Raw genomic sequence first — 17,177 nt, forward strand, 5'->3', positions numbered from 1 at the left:
TGGTTGGAGAGCTTACAAAAATTATTAGGTAGACTTTCCAAGTTTTGGGTTCTTGTGAGTATAAACTTGGAAAGTCTGTTTGGGAAATTTAGGTAGGCTTTCCAAGTTTTGGGTACTTTTGAGAACAAACTTGGAAAGTTTATTTCGTCAACAACTTACTTTTAACGACGACCTCCAATACCCTTTCACGTAGGTTGCGGCTGATGGGGATGAACTGATTCTGAATAGAAAGTTCATTGTTTTCGATACTTTCAACCTTGGAAATAGCGACAAGATAAGACTTATGAACGCGTAAAAACGTGCTTGGGTTGAGGTATTCTTCTACCGTTTTGAGGGGTAATAAGGTCATAAATTTTCCCCGAAGGGTATGAATAATGACGTAGTTTTGAAGGGCTTGTACAAATAGAATTTCATCCACCAAAATTTTCTCGTATTTACTTTCGCATTTGATAAACAAATAATCGGATTCAGAATTTTTAAGGGCTTGATTCTTTAATAAATACAAGTCTTTGGCTTTGTTTGTTGCTTTGAAAAAACGATTGAAAGTGATGGGTTTTAGCAAATAATCGACTGCATCAAACTGAAATCCTTCTAAGGCGTAGTTGGGATAGGCCGTTGTCAAAATAACCATGGGGAGATTAGGCTTGATTTTAAGAAAGTCCAAACCTGTCATGTGGGGCATTTGAATATCAAGAAAGATAAGGTCAATGGGTTGATTCTCAATTAATTTGTTGAGTTCGAGTGGATTTTCGGCAATAGCGATGAGTTCGAGGTAATCAATCACCTCAACGTATTTTGCCAAACCCTCGCTTGCCAAGGGTTCGTCGTCTACTATGACACATCGTAATTTCATCGTAGGCTGTCCAAGTGATGGGTTTACAGGTTAATTTTTAAACTAACTTTGAAAATAGCTATTTCTCGTTCTATTTCTAAAGTATGTCGATTGGGATAAATCAAATTGAGTCTCCTTTGTATATTTTTTAATCCAATTCCTGAATTCTCAGTACTTATTTTTTCGTCTCTGCTGTTTTTGATGTACAGATGAAGTACGTTTTCAGGGGTGACGAAAAGGATTAATTTTATAAAATTCGCTTGGGTTTTTCCCTTTGATACGTGTTTAAAGGCATTTTCGACAAAAGGCAACAAAATAAATGGCGAAATCTGATGACCTCGAGCCGACTCATGGTTCAATTCAAACACCAATTCAGTTTGATTTTCGTTCAAACGTAAAGTTTCCAGTTCGATAAAGTTTTCCAAAAATTGAAGGTCTTTGCTCAACAAAATCTTCTCGTCATTGCATTCATATAGTTGATAACGAAGCATTTCTGAAAATGAAGCCAACGACTCCGACGCCAAATCGGGATTTTTGTGAATCAGGACAAAAATAGAATTGATGGTATTGAACAGAAAATGAGGGTTTATCTGCGATTTTAGGTATTTGAGCTCGGTTTCAAGCTGGTCTTTTTCGATTGCAATTCGTCTTTTTTCGGCTTCAAGCCAGTTTTTGCCAAGTTTTATGCTCATTGCCAAAGTCATCGAACCTACGGTAGAAGGAAAAGCCGCCGTAGAAAAAATGACAAACCATTGGTCAGGACGTTTGTTGAACAACTCAAAAAATGTCAGTTTTGAATAATAAGCGTTCAAAAAATAACCTGCCGTAATGAACGCCGTACACACCAAAACGGTGAGGAGTACCGCCAAAATATAGCTGCGATACTTGCCCACATACAAAAACTTAGGAATCAGATAGTATAGAATAAAATAAGCTCCCGCTGCTTGAAAAATAATGTATCCGATGAATTTGACAGGCAATTCTCCTTTAAAAAGATAATTAATTACGCCTTCAAAACTACCCACATTAATCATCATCCAAGCCAGATGGTTGGCAATCCAAAAGGGAATGTGATGAAGTTTATATTTGAAAAACCAATGAGACATTTGAACCATTTTTAGGGCTGAAAATTAGCACTTTATGGTGTACAAATGCCTCACAGATTGATGTAGTGTCGAAAATAATTGACGAAAAGGGTCTATTTTTCTGCTAAGTATAGCTCTAATTGCAGATACAGACTATCACGGTCACTTGGCCTCTTGGCGTTTACTTCTACTATTTTCCCTTTTTTATTGATGATTAAATAGCGCGGCATCAGTATCGTACTATCTTTGGTAGATTGTCGATAGAGGTTGGCGTACTGGTCTTCCCCAATAAAAATATGATTTCCCTCTACGTTGTATTTTTTGATTTGCTCACGCCAGAGGTATTCGTTTCCCTGTGCTACATAGAGGTATTTAATGTCGTTTCTTGTTCGATACTTCTCTTTGAGGGGTTTGGTAAAATTCCTAAATTCTTGTAAGCAAGGTCCACAAGTAGTACCCCAAAAATCCACATAGACAACGCTTCCTTTAAAATGATTGTTATAAACTTCCTCAAACGATGAGGTATTTGGATTGATGGAGATAAGTCTCACATTTTCATTGGAATGGAGTCTATTTAATACAAAGATTTTTATTGATAGCAAACAAGCCACCATTCCAATCGTATAAAGCAAAGGTTTCCAGAGTTTGGGTTTTTCTTGTTTTTGATAACGCCAGAAAAAATAACTACTCCCTCCCATGAAAAGCAAAATCACAAAGCTTTTGAAGTACATAAGGAACATCAAAGTTTGGTTTCGTTCAAAAACTCGGTCTAAGATGTTGGCTTTTTGGGCTTTAGTGAAAGTGTATAGGTTTTGTACAACAATGATTAGTTCTTCTCTTACTTCTTTTTTCCAATCAAGATAGTGGTGTACAATGTCGATTATGAAAAAGGGGATGAGAGCAGCCATAAGGGCAGCTAGCCAGAAATAGGGGGATTTTATCATGAGCGTGTTAAGGTTTTGAAACGCAAGTTTAGCGCAAACAACTCTCGTGAAGTAAAAAGTGGTTTCAAATACCCCAAAAATGGGATAAAATAGGCTAACTCACCATTTTTTACATTTTATCAATCAATTTTGACAGTTAGTCAATCGCTCCATTTTTCAAATAAGCGTCTCATTTTCTTTGAAGAAAAAACAGAAACATGAAAACGCTATTGATTATCCTTCTTTTTTCAAATTTCGCTTTCGCACAAATTACGGGGAAAGTCATTTCCTCCAAACGTGAATCCGTGCCGTTTGTAAACGTTACGCTTTACCAAGTTTCAGATAGCATCTTAGTTACAGGAACCACTACGAATGAAAACGGAAAATATGAATTGTCGAACCTTAAATCAGGTAGCTATTATCTGAAAATCAGTGGAATTGGTTACCAAACGCTTTGGAGTGAACCGTTGGAAGTCCAAACCTCAGCACGAGAATTGATTCTTCCCGATTTGACACTTTTAGAAGAAAACAACACCCTTGAAGAAGTACGAGTATCAGCCAAAAAAGAACTGATTCAAACCACGCCGCTGGGCAAAATTATCAATGTTCAAAGTAGCCTGATGACCAAAGGCAGCAATGCGTTGCAGGTACTGGAGCGTCTGCCAGGGGTGATTTCGGATCGACGAAACAACCAATTTAGCTTGAACGGACAAAGCGGCGTAACGATCATGTTCAATGGCCGAAAAGTGCAGATGCCGATGGATGAATTGATGTCGCTGCTTGAAAATACAGTGGCCGATAACATCGAAAAAATTGAACTCATCACTTCTCCCACTGCCCAATACGACGCCGACGGAGGGGCGGGGGTTATCAATATTGTGTTTAAAAACAACGAAACGTTGGGTACGAAAATCAATTTGTCGGCTACCGCAGGATATGGTTATAAAGAAAAAGTCCTTACCACAGTTGGCTTTTCTCATGGATTTAAAAAGCTAAATCTTAATGCTTCCTATTCCTTCAATCATGATGTTCGGAAATCTGGATACGCAGGCGATGGTACAGCAGGGGCTTCGTTTATGTTGGGCGAAAGCTACAATACTTTTTATGGGATTGCTCGCCGATACCAAAACAATCATAATCTAAATTTTGCGGTACAATATCAGCCTAACCCCAAAACTACACTTGGTGTAGATGTTGTTGGAAGTTTTGATAAATCTCATAATTTGGTTAACAACGGAGGTACTTATCAGCTACAAAGGGGCGATTTTTTTGAAATAGCAATGCTTTCAGATGGATTGACGACCAAGCAAAATAATATTTCTTCGTTTTATCTGAAACAGACCTTTTCGCCTAAAACACAATTCAATGCCGATTTTAGCTACATTAATTATTCCAACAACAGCCCCGCAGGTATTTCGTCTGAATATTTTGACGAACAAAAGCAGCCGATAAAACCCCAATTTTCAATTTTTACGTATGGAAATAGGGGCGAAAGCATTTCTAAAATACATGTGGGCGTTTTTAAAGCTGATTTGAACATTCAATTTAGCGAAAAAATCAATGCGGATTTTGGCATAAAAACAAGTTTTGCACAAAATGAAAACGACAGTAAGGTAGAAAGAAAAGTAAACGACACTTGGGAAATAGACCCACGCTCGCAAAGCCAACTCAAAAGTCAGGAACGGATTGCAGCGGTATATTCTCAAGTTAAATATATGCTTGACGCTAAAAGTAACCTTCTTTTGGGGTTGCGTTATGAATATTGGAAAAGAGATTTTAGCAATCAAGAGGAAGTGTTTGAAATTTCAAAACTCTTTCCTTCAGTGCTTTATACCTACGCCATTAATCAAAATTCCTCGATTAATTTCAATTATAGTCGCCGTATTAGTCGCCCTGCCTATACCGATTTGATTTCCAATTTGTTTTACACCGACCCCACTTTTATTTTTTCTGGAAATCCATTGCTAAAACCTACGCTTTCTGATATGCTCAAAGTTGAGTATTCAAAAAAAGGTTTGAGTATTGGTATTTCAGTTCAATACGATTTGAATCCTATTTTGAGGTATCAGATTACCTCAAACGCCACCAAAGATGTGGGCGTTTCTTCGCCACAAAACCTGGATTACATGAAAAGCCTGAATCTATTTTTGAGTTACCCTTTTCAACTTACAAAATGGTGGAAATTTACCCTCAACACCCTCACGTCTCTCCGAGATTATAAGGTTTCTTACAGTCAATTTCCTGCCCAAAAGCGATATGTGTTTCAGAATCTCAATTTTTCACAACAAATCAACTTACCTAAAAACTTTGAAATTGAGCTTTCGGGATGGTACAATATGCCCTATTTTGAAGGGCCAAATACAATCAAAGGTTTTGGTGTAGCCAATGTAGGAATTGCTAAAAAACTTAAAAATGACAAAGGAACCTTATTGCTTACTTTACCCGATGTGTTTCGTTCGTTTAGTGTATATTCACACAACGGAGGCATGACGCCCATTGCGTTTGACATCAATACAGTGTCAAATTGGCGCGATGAAACGGTATTTTATCGGGTTGTTAAAGTAACCTATTCCAGAACCTTTGGTAAAAATACCCGTGTAGTAAAGTATGATTCGAAAGACGAAGAGCGAGGACGGTTTTAATTGAAGCCCTCGTTTAGACTACAAAATCCCTCAAATTGGCTACGTGTTTGAATCGGGGATCAAAGACCTTTGTTCCATTCAAATTTTAAACAAATACAGAATGAAACAAGCAAAGAAAAACAACCCTAAAGTGTGGTTTATCACAGGCTCTTCTCGTGGTTTTGGCCGTGTGTGGGCCGAGGCGGCACTCCAACGTGGCGATAAGGTAGCAGCTACTGCTAGAAATCTCGATAGCCTAGCTGATTTGAGAGATAAATACGCTGAAAATGTACTTACCTTATCACTAGATGTAACCCAAACCGACCAAGTAAAAGAAGCTGTAACAGCGGCATATAATCATTTTGGGAAACTGGATATTGTTATCAATAATGCGGGCTATTCGCTTGTAGGCACGATAGAAGAAGCTAGCATGGAGGAAATTAGGGCATTGTATGAAACCAACGTATTAGGCCCCGTAGCTGTTATTCAGGCAGTTTTGCCGTTGCTTCGCCAGCAAGGTTATGGTCATATTTTGGGCGTTTCCAGCAATTTAGGACACCAAGTCATTCCATTAATTGGCTATTATTGTTCATCAAAATGGGCCTTTGAAGCTATTTATGAAAGCCTAGCCACGGAAGTGAAGCCATTTGGAATCGACGTGACCATTATTGAGCCAGGTGCGTATGCTACTGAGTTTGGAAGTCCCACATCGTTGAAGTTTTCGGGTAGTTTGCCACAGTATGAGGACTTGCGAGCAGCTGTTTTTGATGAAATCAAAAATTATTCGAGGGGTAATCCCAATGCTACTGCATCGGCTATTTTATTGGTAGTAGATGCAACCCAACCGCCTCTACGTTTGTTGTTGGGTAGTCATAATCTCACCGCCCTTCGCGAGGTATATGCCGACCGAATCAAAGTTTGGGAAGAATGGCAAGAAGTAGCAATTGCTGCTCAAGGCTAAAGACAATTATCTGTTCTGCAATGAGCACTGCACTAGTGCTCGTTGCGAAGACTCAAACCAACCATGTCAGCACTGTCAATGAAAAAAACCGATGCATCTCTCCTCAAGTTTGGTTCGCTCACCGAAGCGATGAAGGTTATTGGTTTTCCTCCGCCTCAACATCCTTTGATTGCATTATTGAACGGAATCGATAGCCCGATACTTGCTAATGCTCCTCAGGAGGGCCATGTGTTGAGTTTTTATAAGATAGCTTTTCGCCCTAACCTTGGTGGGCAACTACGCTATGGACAAACTCATTTTGATTTTAACGAAGGTGGAATGTTTTTTGCTGCTCCTAATCAAGTAGTAGCAGGAAGCCTAGATGAGCGAAATCAGCATGGAGCTCCTTGTACTCGACATGAAATCGCGATATTGATTCATCCAGATTTTCTACTGAACTATCCTTTAGCTTCTAAAATCAAGAAATACCACTTTTTTTCGTATTCGGTCAATGAAGCGCTGCATTTATCGGAAAAAGAAAAAAACATTATTTTGAATCTTTTACGAACGATTGAAGATGAACTAACGAGTCGTATCGATGAGCTTAGCCATGATGTGATTATGGCACAACTGGAACTGTTGTTGAATTATGCACAGCGATTCTATAAACGTCAATTCATGACCCGAAAGTCGCTTAATCATACATTACTTCAGCAATTTGACGATTTGCTGGAGGCGTATTTTAATGACGAGACATCGTTGCAGAAGGGTATTCCCAAAGTGCAGTACCTAGCCGACCGTTTGGCTATTTCTGCGGGGTACTTAAGCGATATGCTGCGAGCGCTTACTGGTCAAAATGCTCAACATCATATCCATGAAAAACTAATCGAAAAGGCCAAAACAAAGCTTTCAACAACGGATTTGTCGGTAAGCGAAATCGCTTATGAGCTTGGTTTTGAGCATCCCCAGAGTTTCAGTAAGTTATTTAAAAGTAAAACCAGGCAAAGCCCATTGGAATTTCGGACGAGTTTTAATTGATTCTTAAGTGCTCATTTCGCTGCTTTATCCCTTTCAAAATCAATTACTTCTGTGTAGTTTTGCTGTATGAAGCAGAGTAAAAATCAGGCGAGTCAATACGATAAGATTTTTAAGGAGAATATAGAAGCAGTTATTCCAAGTTTGATGCAAAATGTATTGGGAATTACAACTGTTTTAAGGGAAGAACTGCCTGACGATGTGCAACATACTAAGGAGAGAAAGCCAGATGTATTAAAAAAAGTAACGGATAGTTTGGGCAATACCTTTGTGTTGCAAATTGAATTTCAGGTATCCAATGAATCTGAAATGGTCTATCGGATGGCCGAGTATTATGTAATGCTTGAACGGAAATATAAATTACCCATTGAGCAGTTTGTACTATTTCTTGGTTCCTCAAAGCCTAAAATGTCAACAAATATCGAGAGCAAACATTTGAAATTTGATTTTGCCATGATTGCTTTCGCAGAACTTGATTTTCATATTTTTCTCAATTCGACTAAACCAGAAGAGGTGATTTTGAGTGTTTTAGCAAATTTTGCCCAAGAGACACCCGAAAATGCTCTCAAGCAGATAATCCTCCGTTTGGAAGAAACTACCGAAGGGGATTTGTCGTTAAAAAGGTACTTCAAACAGTTGCGAATATTAGCTCAACTGCGTAAATTGGAAAGAATATTAAAACTAATTGTCATGGATAGTATTGCAAAATATATTGATGAAAAAAAAGACGTGGCTTTTTTGATAGGTCAGGAGAAAGCACAAGTTAAGTTTGTGACCAATCTGCTCTTAGAAAGTGATTTTACAGTCGAAAAAATTGCTAAAATTGCGAGTGTATCAGTTGAGTTTGTCAAGAAAGTAAAAGGAGCAATTACCATAGATAAATAGCTCCAAAAATGAGCTTTGGAGATAAAGTATTGTTCTTTTTTAGTGCATTGGGAGCGTTTAATGGCCTCATTCTAAGCCTATATTTTTTCTTCTTTACGGCCAAAAAATACCTTTCTAACTACCTACTTGGGGCGTTGTTGTTGGTGTTGAGTATCCGAATTGGTAAGTCAGTCGTTTATTTCTTTGATTACAGTTTGCCCAAAATATACCTGCAAATTGGGCTTACCGCTTGTTTTTTTATCGGCCCTTTCTTATATTTTTTCGTCAAGTCCGAAATTCAGCAAATTCGTAGTATGCCCAAATCGTGGGTATGGCAGCTGGTGTTTTGGCTGTTGACCATCCTGACGGTTGGCGTGTTGTATCCCTATGAAATAGTGCCAGCGTGGTGGCGCCATTACATCATCCCCCTTATCTATTTGCAGTGGGGCGTCTATATCGCTTTTTCGGGTTGGACAATTGGGCCCCTTCTGAAAAAAATACGCCGAAAAGAAAGCCTTAAAACTTTTGAAAAATGGGTTTTAACGATTGTGGGAGGTGTATTTTTACTGTTTACTTCGTACGTATGGGCTATTTTCAATATCATCAAAGGAAGTTACATCTTTGGGGCGCTTTATTTCTCTATCATTATTTATTCGATTGTGCTTATCCTGCTTTATCGCAAGAAAACCAACGATTTGTCTTCTTTTACAACCCCAAAGTACGTTGATAAAAAACTGGATGAGCAGGAAGCCGAATTGATCATTGGCAAGCTAAAACGGGTGATGGAAGAGAAAAAACTTTTTAAAGACCCTAACTTGAAATTAAATGACCTAGCCAAAGAAATCGGGGTTTCAGGGCATCAACTGTCGCAGCTTTTGAACGACCATGTGGAGAAAAATTTTTCACTGTTTGTCAATGAATATCGGATTGAGGAAGCCTGTACAATCTTATCCTCCAACCTTCATTTGACCATAGATGCCATCGGAGATGAAGTTGGGTTCAATTCCAAATCTACTTTTTTTGCCACCTTCAAAAAGATTAAAGGCTTGACACCCAGCATGTACCAAAAACAAGCCGCTCCAGATTTATAAAACCGTACTACTGAATTCAACATCCAGAACCTTTGATAGTAAAGTTCCTGTGATTTTTGAACCGCAAAACGAAGCGTTTTCGTTTTGATCAACTTCAAAAGAACTTTAAGATGAAAAAAGGATTGTTGCTTGTGTTTTTATTAACCCATTTTTTTACTGCCATTGCCCAAAGTGCCCCCACCGAAAGGCAACTGATTGAAAACACCATTCAATTGTATTTTGACGGGTGGGCTACTGGCGATACCACAAAAGTGGGGAAAGCTATGCACGCATCGTGTCATTTGAAAAACTACCGCGAAGGCACATTTGTCGATTATTCGCGAAGTCAGTACCTAAGTTTTTTTCGGCCGCATCCAAGACCCAAAAACTTGACTACACGCATCGTAACGATTGATGTTACTGACAACATGGGAAGTGCAAAAGTGGAAATCAGTACGGAGAAAGACTTGTTTACTGATTATTTCAACCTTATGAAAACCAATGAAGGTTGGGTAATTGCGGACAAAGTCTCGACCCGAAAATCGCACAAAGTCGTGGATGTAAATGCCATTCAGCTTCAGAAAGAAATTATCGTTGAGGGATTAAAACGCCCTTGGAGCATGGCTTTTGTTTCTGAAGAGGAGGTACTTATTTCAGAAAAAGAGGGCGATTTACTTCAATTGAATGTAGTGACTAAAGAAAGGAAAAAGGTTCAAGGTTTCCCCACCGACGTAGAGGATAGCCTTGGTACGTTTGGGGATAACACGGGAAAATTTGAAGTGCTGCTTGACCCAGATTTTAAGAAAAATAAGTACGTTTATTTGTCTTATGCCGCCAAAGCCCCTCAAGGAAGAACCACCAAGATAGTGAGAGCAATACTCGAAAATGGAGCTTTGCAGCAAATAAAAGTCCTTTTTATAGCGACCCCATTCACGTACGAGCGCGTGCATTATGGGGGAGGGATGGCGTTTGGAAGTGACGGTAAACTGTACTTTACCATTGGCGAGCGGCTGTTTACGGAAAAAGATGAGCCTGCATTGCCCATTGCCCAAAACAAAGCAGATAAACGAGGGAAAATTTACCGCATTAATTCCGATGGGACGATTCCTAGCGATAACCCTACCTTTGGAGAAAAAGCCATTCCTGGATTATACGCCATGGGTATCAGAGCCGCGCAAGGAATCACCCTCAATGCCAAAACGAACCAGCTGTGGTTTAGCGAACACGGAACGCACCAAGGCGATGAACTCAACGTGCTAAAAGCAGGTGCGAATTATGGTTGGCCCATGAAAACAACAGGTAAGTACCGTTTCGCGGAATTTGAACGGAAGCCTATTGAAGGCAACGATTACACTGAGCCCGCTTGGTCTTGGTCACAAACGGTCGCACCTACGGGCATACATTTTTATTCGGGAAACGAATTTGCCGCTTGGAACCAACATTTGCTGGTAGGTGGATTATCAAAAGGTAGTGTATGGAGGCTTGCGGTTGAGGGAGAAATAATCAAAAGCGCGGAAGAACTATTCACGGATGAGCGTTTACGGATTAGAAAAGTGACGCAAAGTCCTGCGGGGAAATTGTATTTACTTTCGGATGAACTCAATGGGAAATTGATTAGGGTAAAAAACGGAGCCTTTTGAAAATAGCGGTGTTAGTGGCTTGTTTCATCAAAATAATTGATGTAGCGGAGGGCTTGCATGAGGAGGAGGCGTTGATTATTGGTTAAAATGTATTTTCATTCCTTCATGGGTAGCTTGAAAGCCCAAATTTTCGTAAAAACGAATGGCATCGGGGCGTTTTTTATCCGTGGTGAGTTGGAGAAGGTGAGCACCTCGTTCTTTAGAGCGTTCAATCGCCCATTCGAAGAAAAGATGTCCGATACCTTGGCCACGATAGTCTCTTCGAATACGTACGGCCTCAATTTGAGCCCTGATTCCGCCTTGGTAGGTCAAATAGGGGATAGAAGTCAGTTGTAAAGTACCTATAATTTCGACGTTCTCGTTTTCGACGATAATCAATTCTTGGTTTGAATCTTGATCGATGCTGGCAAAAGCTTGGTAATAAACTTCGGGAAGTGGGTCTTGAAAATTTTCCCGCGATTTGCCTAAATCATCATCGGCCAACATTTGTACAATGAGAAATACGTCTTCTTTCGTGGCTTTTCTAAATGTTAAATTCATAGAGCAATAGTAAAAAGGAATAGACAAATTTACAAAACAGGAGCTACATTTTTCCGAAAAGCAGTAGGATTGCAGCCCGTGTATTTTCGGAATTGCTTGCAAAAATGGCTTTCGTCCGTAAACCCAAATTCATGGGCAATTTCGGTCAAGGTCATGGAGCTATAGAGAAGCCTAGCTTCAATCAACTTAATGCGGTGTTTGACAATAAATTGCTTGAGCGATTCTCCCGTTTGTTTTTTAAAAAAGATACTTACGTAGGTAGGCGCTAGGTGAAACTCCTCGGCAATTCGTTCCATACTGAGTTTTTCGGGCTCATAAATGTGTTGTTTGATGTACCTCAGTATCGCCTCGGCAGCATTCGATTCTTCCGATTTGGCGGGAGTTTGTTGGGAGAGGTTTCGAGCCAAAATCAGCAGAATACTCCGCATTAAACTGTCTCGTATCATTTCAAAATGTGTCGATGGAGTGTTATCGTACTCACTTTCAAGTATTTCCAAAAGTTGATGCAGCTTTTGTTGTTCTAGCTTATTATGCACTATTGTCCCTCGGCTTTGGGTAGAGGTAAATAGGAGCGATTGAAAAATTTGCTGCCAATATTTATCGGTAGAAGTGTGGGTTTTGCTATAAGATTCGTTGAAGCGGATAAAACAAAATTCGGTAATCGACGCTATATCAAACGAATGAAAATCTTCGGGACCCAACAAAAATACATCTCCTTGCTCATACGGATAAGTATTTCCATTGATATTGTGGCTACCAAATCCCTTCAAAATAAAGATAATTTCGTAATAAGTGTGCTTATGTACAGGGTGTTCCCATTGGGCTGCTTCAAAATGGTAGATATTAAACGGACTGTGTAAAACGTAGCGTTTCATCGAAAGAAGGTGCGTTATTTTTTACCAAAATAAGATGGATTTTTACAGAATAATACAAACGTCTTCTTCCTAATTTTGCAGTAAAGATGTTTTAGGACATTTTTCTGCACTTAACCTATGATGAAATTTTACAGATAAGTACGGTGCTAAGGCTAAGTACAAAGTATTGTTTTTGGCTTCGCTGTTTGTGGTGAAGTCAAAAACACCTGTATACATTCGGTAGAGTTCTCGGATAGATAAGTTGCCCTGATGTAGTTCAAACTTAAGAACCCAAAATTAAGGATAAACAAACTTAAAAATTTACAGAGAATGAAATTGATAAAAAGACGAGCACTACTTAAGAAAGCAGCCCTTGCTTCTACAGCATCTGTGATAGGACTTACGGCTGAAGCCAAAAAGGATAAAAAGGTGTTTGTGCACCACGTATATTTTTGGCTGAAAAACCCCGCAAGTGAAGCCGACCGTAAAAAACTCATCGAAGGCTTGACGGCATTGGCAAAGGTGCCGACGATTCGGATGCACAATATCGGCTTGCCTGCAAGCACAAACCGTAGTGTTATCGAACGTAGCTATGCTGTATCTTGGTTGTGCTTTTTTGATAATTTGGAAGAAGAAGAAATCTACCAAAAACACCCGATTCACCTCAAGTTTGTGGAAGACTATTCGCACCTGTGGGAGAAAGTAATTGTGTACGATTCGGTGCAGATTTAACCACAAAATTCCCCTCTTTATAACTTCTTATCTCATGAAGAGCATTTCTTCGATTATAATTGTTTTAGTATCGGGTATTTTGTGTGAGGCTTTTGGGCAGTCGCAAGGGTGGGAGTCACTTTTAGATAACAATATGACTCAATGGGAAAATTATCTAAGCTATCGTCACAAAGAGGGATATAATGGTAAAATACCGAAAAATGCTGAAGGCAAAGAAATTGCCCCTATTGGTTATAACAAAGATGAGTTCGGGGTGTTTTCGGTTATCAATGAACCCGAGGGGCCTGTGCTACGGGTAAGTGGAGAGATTTATGGCTGTGTGTTTACGCGCAAGGCATATGAGAATTATCATTTAACGCTTCAAGTAAAGTGGGGGCAAAAAAAGTACGAACCTCGCATCGATAAATTAAAAGACTCGGGTATTTTGTACCATTCCATAGGAGAAGCAGGAGCCGAATATTGGCGTACGTGGATGCTTTCACAAGAGTTTCAGATCATGGAAGGACATATGGGAGACTTTTGGTGTCAGTCTACTTCTGCTATTGATATTCGGTCGTATCCCGCAGAAGGGGTTATGAATAGAGTAGCTAATGCAAAACAACCCTTTCGGACTTTCAGGTCGGGACAAGAGTATTTTTGTCTTCGTTCTGAAAACTACGAAAGTCCTGATAATGAATGGACTAGACTAGATTTAATTTGCTTTGATGGAAAAAGTCTCCATATTGTCAATGGGCATGTAGTGATGGTTCTGAAAGATTCGCGCTATATTTTACCAGATGGCAAAGCAGTACCCATGAAGAGTGGCAAAATCCAATTACAAAGCGAGGCGGCGGAGGTTTTTTACAGAGACGTTCGCATAAAAGCTTTAACTGAACTTCCCGAAGAATACGCTAGATTGTTTGATTAGGATTGATGTGTGGCTAGTAAAATAGCCTCAAACCCCCTATACTAACAGGGTGTTTGAGGCTATTTTTTGTTTTTTACCCGCAGAAGTGCGCTGAATAATACAAACGCAGACTTTCGCCGAAAAAAGGGGGCATATAGCCAATAATCTGCGTTTGTCTGCGACTTCGATCTGCGCCAATCGGCGGGTAAAATTTAAAAAACGTAGCTAACAGAGTAATGAGCGTATTTTTATATTTTAGTTAATCTTTTGAAGAGGCATTTTGAATCTTGTGGCTTTGTGTCTTGACAAAAATATAAAATACGGAAAAGAAATCCCGTTAAAAATCCTTAAAATAACCCTACAACAACGGGGCTTTTGCTCGTTATTGAAATAAATGCCTATTTTTGCGATGTGAAGCAATTGGCCTTTTTGCTAACTATAATCACAACTCAAACATACTGATGCGTCGTCCTAAGAAAAAAAAGGTGGGAAGCTACCCCAACGCCATGATTATTGCTAGCCTTACGGCGGCATTGTTTTTGATTGGTTTTTGTGGATTGATGGTAATGCAATCCAAGAAGCTCATTTCTATTATCAAACAAAACATCGAAGTACGTGTGATGCTTGATAAAGACATGGACTCTACTCAAGTGGCGACACTCAAAAACAAAATAGTGGGTAAGCCCTATGTATTGGTACTAGAAGGGCAGCCCCAAGTATTGTTCTTTTCTAAAGATGAAGCCGCAAGGGAGTTTATTGCCGATACCAAAGAAGACTTCACCCCTTTCCTGGGCGAAAACCCCTTGCACGATAGCTATAGAGTGAGATTGCAAGAAGATTTTTTTGAGGATACTAAACTTCAACAAATCAAAGCAGATCTGGAAAAAGTAGAAGGAGTTTTTGAGGTAGTTTACCAAGAAAACCTTGCCGACCAAATCAACAAAAACCTCACTAAGATTTATGTTATTTTATCGACTTTTGCGGTCATTATGCTGATTATCATTGTGTTGTTGATGAACAATACCATCCGATTGGCTCTTTATTCGCAGCGATTCTTGATTCGTAGTATGCAGCTTGTAGGAGCTACCAATGGCTTTATTCAGATGCCTTTCCTAAAAAATGGAGCGATTCAGGGACTAATTAGTGGCGTGATTGCGGCTGGAATGATTGTGGCATTACAGCAGATAGCATTACGTCAGATCGAAGGGTTGCATATGTTGCAAGAGTACGAAAAATTAGGCGTTTTGTTGGTGGGGGTAATTATATTAGGAGCGCTCATCGGCGTAGCAAGTACTTTTCAAGCTTTGGCGAGGTATTTGCGGATGGCATTAGATGACTTGTATTAAGTGCAAAAAGCACATCATAAATTTATAGATTTGAACATTATTTAAAATGAAAAAGAACGCATTCCCTTTTAGTAAAAGCAATTATACCTTTATGTTGATTGGCATAGGGCTCATTTTGCTCGGTTTTATTATTATGAGTCTCGATTCGGAGGAGTTTGGATTTGGAGTGTTAGGACTTACCGTCGGACCTTTGGTTGTGATGACGGGTTTTGTCGTCGAGTTTTTTGCAATCTTACGTAAATCTTAAAATCTGGAGAAACAGGCTGACCGACCACGGCTTATCATTGATTTCTCATTTATTCATAAATGAACTTTATCCAAGCGCTTATTTTAGCCGTAATCGAAGGTATTACGGAGTATCTTCCTATCTCCTCTACGGGTCACATGATTTTGGCTTCCTCGTTTATGGGCATAGCCTCCGATCCATTTGTTAAATTTTTTACAGTAGCCATTCAGCTAGGCGCTATTTTGTCGGTTGTAGTGCTGTACTTTAAGCGATTTTTTCGCAGTTTAGATTTCTATTTTAAGCTTTTCGTAGCCTTTATTCCTAGTGCTATTTTTGGGGTACTCTTTAGTGATGCCATTGATTCTTTGCTCGAAAACCCTATCGGGGTTGCCTTAGCATTGGTGCTTGGAGGGGTGATTTTGCTTTTTGCAGACCAATGGTTCAATCGCCCAATCATCGATGATTCTGACGAGATTGATTATCTGAGAGCATTTAAAATTGGCTTTTTTCAATGTATAGCCATGATTCCGGGAGTTTCGCGCTCGGGAGCTACTATCATAGGCGGGATGTCGCAGCGCCTGAGTCGTAAGGCGGCAGCAGAGTTTTCCTTTTTTCTAGCCGTACCTACCATGTTTGCGGCTACTGCCAAAAAAGGATATGATTATTACAAAGAAGGCTTGGTACTAAACGAAGAGCAAATCAAGCTTTTAGCCATTGGCAATGTGGTGGCATTTATTGTGGCGATGTTGGCCATCAAATTCTTTATTGATTATTTGACCAAATACGGTTTTCGCCTTTTTGGTTGGTATCGTATTATTGTAGGGGGAGCTATTTTGGCCTTATGGTTTGCAGGTTACAAATTACAGGTCGTTTAGTTTTACCAAAAAAAGTATGACAGAATCTGCAACTACTTCCGAAGAAGGAGAGGTAATCCTTCTCAATAAGCCTCTTACTTGGACTTCTTTTGATGCCGTCAATAAAATAAAAAAGGCTTGCCGTATCAAAAAAATCGGTCATGCGGGTACACTTGACCCCCTTGCTACAGGCTTGCTTATATTGTGTACTGGCAAAAAAACCAAAGAAATTGATACCTATCAAGGCGCTGAAAAAGAATACACAGGAAAGCTTATTTTGGGCAAAACTACCCCTTCTATCGATCTCGAAACGGCTTTTGATGCCGACTTCCCGACCGACCATATTACTCCCGAAATGATTCAAATAGCGGCTCAAGAGCTGACGGGGGAGATTGCACAATACCCACCGATTTATTCGGCCGTGAAAATGGGAGGAGAAAGGCTGTATAAAAAAGCCCGCCGTGGTGAAGCCGTAGAAATCAAACCGCGCACAGTCACTATTTCTGTTTTTGAAGTAGATAGCACTCACTTTCCAGAAGTAAGTTTCAGGGTGGTTTGCTCCAAAGGCACATACATTCGGAGTTTGGTAAGAGATTTAGGGATGAAAGTCAATTCAGGAGCTTATTTGAGTGAATTGTGTCGAACTCGAATCGGGCGTTTTTGGTTAAAAGATGCAGAAGAGATTGAGTCGTTTGTTAAAAGAAAAAGGGAAGAACTAAATCTGTGATC

At 39.6% G+C, this 17,177-nt stretch carries 17 protein-coding genes; 12 read left to right on the top strand and 5 right to left on the bottom strand.

Annotated elements, in window-relative coordinates; genetic code table 11:
• Positions 1-139: 139 nt before the first annotated feature.
• The 3 genes from G563_RS0114730 to G563_RS0114740 form a co-directional block, all read right to left on the bottom strand.
• Complete coding sequence (locus G563_RS0114730; RefSeq protein ID WP_028665992.1) at positions 140-853, bottom strand: LytR/AlgR family response regulator transcription factor; 714 nt, start codon at positions 851-853, stop codon at positions 140-142.
• Positions 854-876: 23 nt separating this feature from the next.
• The gene (locus tag G563_RS34805; RefSeq protein ID WP_051210993.1) at positions 877-1,938 is read right to left on the bottom strand and encodes a sensor histidine kinase; all 1,062 of its coding nucleotides are present in this window, start codon (positions 1,936-1,938) and stop codon (positions 877-879) included.
• A 92-nt stretch (positions 1,939-2,030) separates the two neighbouring features.
• Positions 2,031-2,861, bottom strand: coding sequence for a TlpA family protein disulfide reductase (locus G563_RS0114740; protein ID WP_037326941.1), 831 nt, complete (start codon positions 2,859-2,861; stop codon positions 2,031-2,033).
• Between the two features lie 197 nt (positions 2,862-3,058).
• Between G563_RS0114740 and G563_RS0114745 the strand changes: the two genes are divergently transcribed.
• The 6 genes from G563_RS0114745 (at position 3,059) to G563_RS0114770 (ending at position 11,010) form a co-directional block, all read left to right on the top strand.
• Positions 3,059-5,482, top strand: a complete 2,424-nt coding sequence (locus G563_RS0114745; protein WP_028665994.1) for a TonB-dependent receptor — start codon at positions 3,059-3,061, stop codon at positions 5,480-5,482.
• 100 nt (positions 5,483-5,582) lie between these two features.
• A complete protein-coding gene (locus G563_RS0114750; protein ID WP_028665995.1) occupies positions 5,583-6,422 on the top strand; it encodes an SDR family NAD(P)-dependent oxidoreductase in 840 nt (279 codons plus the stop codon).
• Positions 6,423-6,485: 63 nt separating this feature from the next.
• Positions 6,486-7,439: a helix-turn-helix domain-containing protein gene (locus G563_RS0114755; protein ID WP_229598513.1), complete on the top strand. Its 954-nt coding sequence runs from the start codon at positions 6,486-6,488 to the stop codon at positions 7,437-7,439.
• A 66-nt stretch (positions 7,440-7,505) separates the two neighbouring features.
• Positions 7,506-8,321 carry an RpnC/YadD family protein gene (locus G563_RS0114760; protein ID WP_028665997.1) on the top strand — a complete coding sequence of 272 codons (816 nt, stop codon included), beginning with the start codon at positions 7,506-7,508 and terminating at the stop codon, positions 8,319-8,321.
• Positions 8,322-8,329: 8 nt separating this feature from the next.
• Entirely contained in the window at positions 8,330-9,391 is a 1,062-nt protein-coding gene (locus G563_RS0114765; protein ID WP_028665998.1) for a helix-turn-helix domain-containing protein, read from the top strand.
• Positions 9,392-9,501: 110 nt separating this feature from the next.
• Entirely contained in the window at positions 9,502-11,010 is a 1,509-nt protein-coding gene (locus G563_RS0114770; RefSeq protein ID WP_028665999.1) for a PQQ-dependent sugar dehydrogenase, read from the top strand.
• A 75-nt stretch (positions 11,011-11,085) separates the two neighbouring features.
• Here G563_RS0114770 and G563_RS0114775 read toward each other — a convergent pair whose 3' ends face one another.
• Positions 11,086-11,550: a GNAT family N-acetyltransferase gene (locus G563_RS0114775; protein WP_028666000.1), complete on the bottom strand. Its 465-nt coding sequence runs from the start codon at positions 11,548-11,550 to the stop codon at positions 11,086-11,088.
• 29 nt (positions 11,551-11,579) lie between these two features.
• On the bottom strand, positions 11,580-12,425 hold the full coding sequence (locus G563_RS0114780; protein ID WP_028666001.1) for an AraC family transcriptional regulator: 846 nt from the start codon (positions 12,423-12,425) through the stop codon (positions 11,580-11,582).
• 309 nt (positions 12,426-12,734) lie between these two features.
• Between G563_RS0114780 and G563_RS0114785 the strand changes: the two genes are divergently transcribed.
• From G563_RS0114785 to truB, 6 genes are all read left to right on the top strand, one after another.
• The gene (locus G563_RS0114785) at positions 12,735-13,136 is read left to right on the top strand and encodes a Dabb family protein (RefSeq protein ID WP_028666002.1); all 402 of its coding nucleotides are present in this window, start codon (positions 12,735-12,737) and stop codon (positions 13,134-13,136) included.
• A 34-nt stretch (positions 13,137-13,170) separates the two neighbouring features.
• On the top strand, positions 13,171-14,043 hold the full coding sequence (locus G563_RS0114790) for a 3-keto-disaccharide hydrolase (protein WP_028666003.1): 873 nt from the start codon (positions 13,171-13,173) through the stop codon (positions 14,041-14,043).
• 440 nt (positions 14,044-14,483) lie between these two features.
• Positions 14,484-15,368: a cell division protein FtsX gene (locus G563_RS0114795; RefSeq protein ID WP_028666004.1), complete on the top strand. Its 885-nt coding sequence runs from the start codon at positions 14,484-14,486 to the stop codon at positions 15,366-15,368.
• A gap of 46 nt (positions 15,369-15,414) precedes the next feature.
• Entirely contained in the window at positions 15,415-15,615 is a 201-nt protein-coding gene (locus tag G563_RS0114800; protein WP_028666005.1) for a DUF3098 domain-containing protein, read from the top strand.
• A 59-nt stretch (positions 15,616-15,674) separates the two neighbouring features.
• Positions 15,675-16,469: an undecaprenyl-diphosphate phosphatase gene (locus G563_RS0114805; RefSeq protein WP_028666006.1), complete on the top strand. Its 795-nt coding sequence runs from the start codon at positions 15,675-15,677 to the stop codon at positions 16,467-16,469.
• Positions 16,470-16,485: 16 nt separating this feature from the next.
• Positions 16,486-17,175 carry a tRNA pseudouridine(55) synthase TruB gene (gene truB, locus G563_RS0114810; RefSeq protein ID WP_028666007.1) on the top strand — a complete coding sequence of 230 codons (690 nt, stop codon included), beginning with the start codon at positions 16,486-16,488 and terminating at the stop codon, positions 17,173-17,175.
• Positions 17,176-17,177: the final 2 nt, after the last annotated feature.

The organism is Runella zeae DSM 19591, assembly GCF_000423565.1.
In the GTDB taxonomy this organism is placed as follows: Bacteria; Bacteroidota; Bacteroidia; order Cytophagales; family Spirosomataceae; genus Runella; species Runella zeae.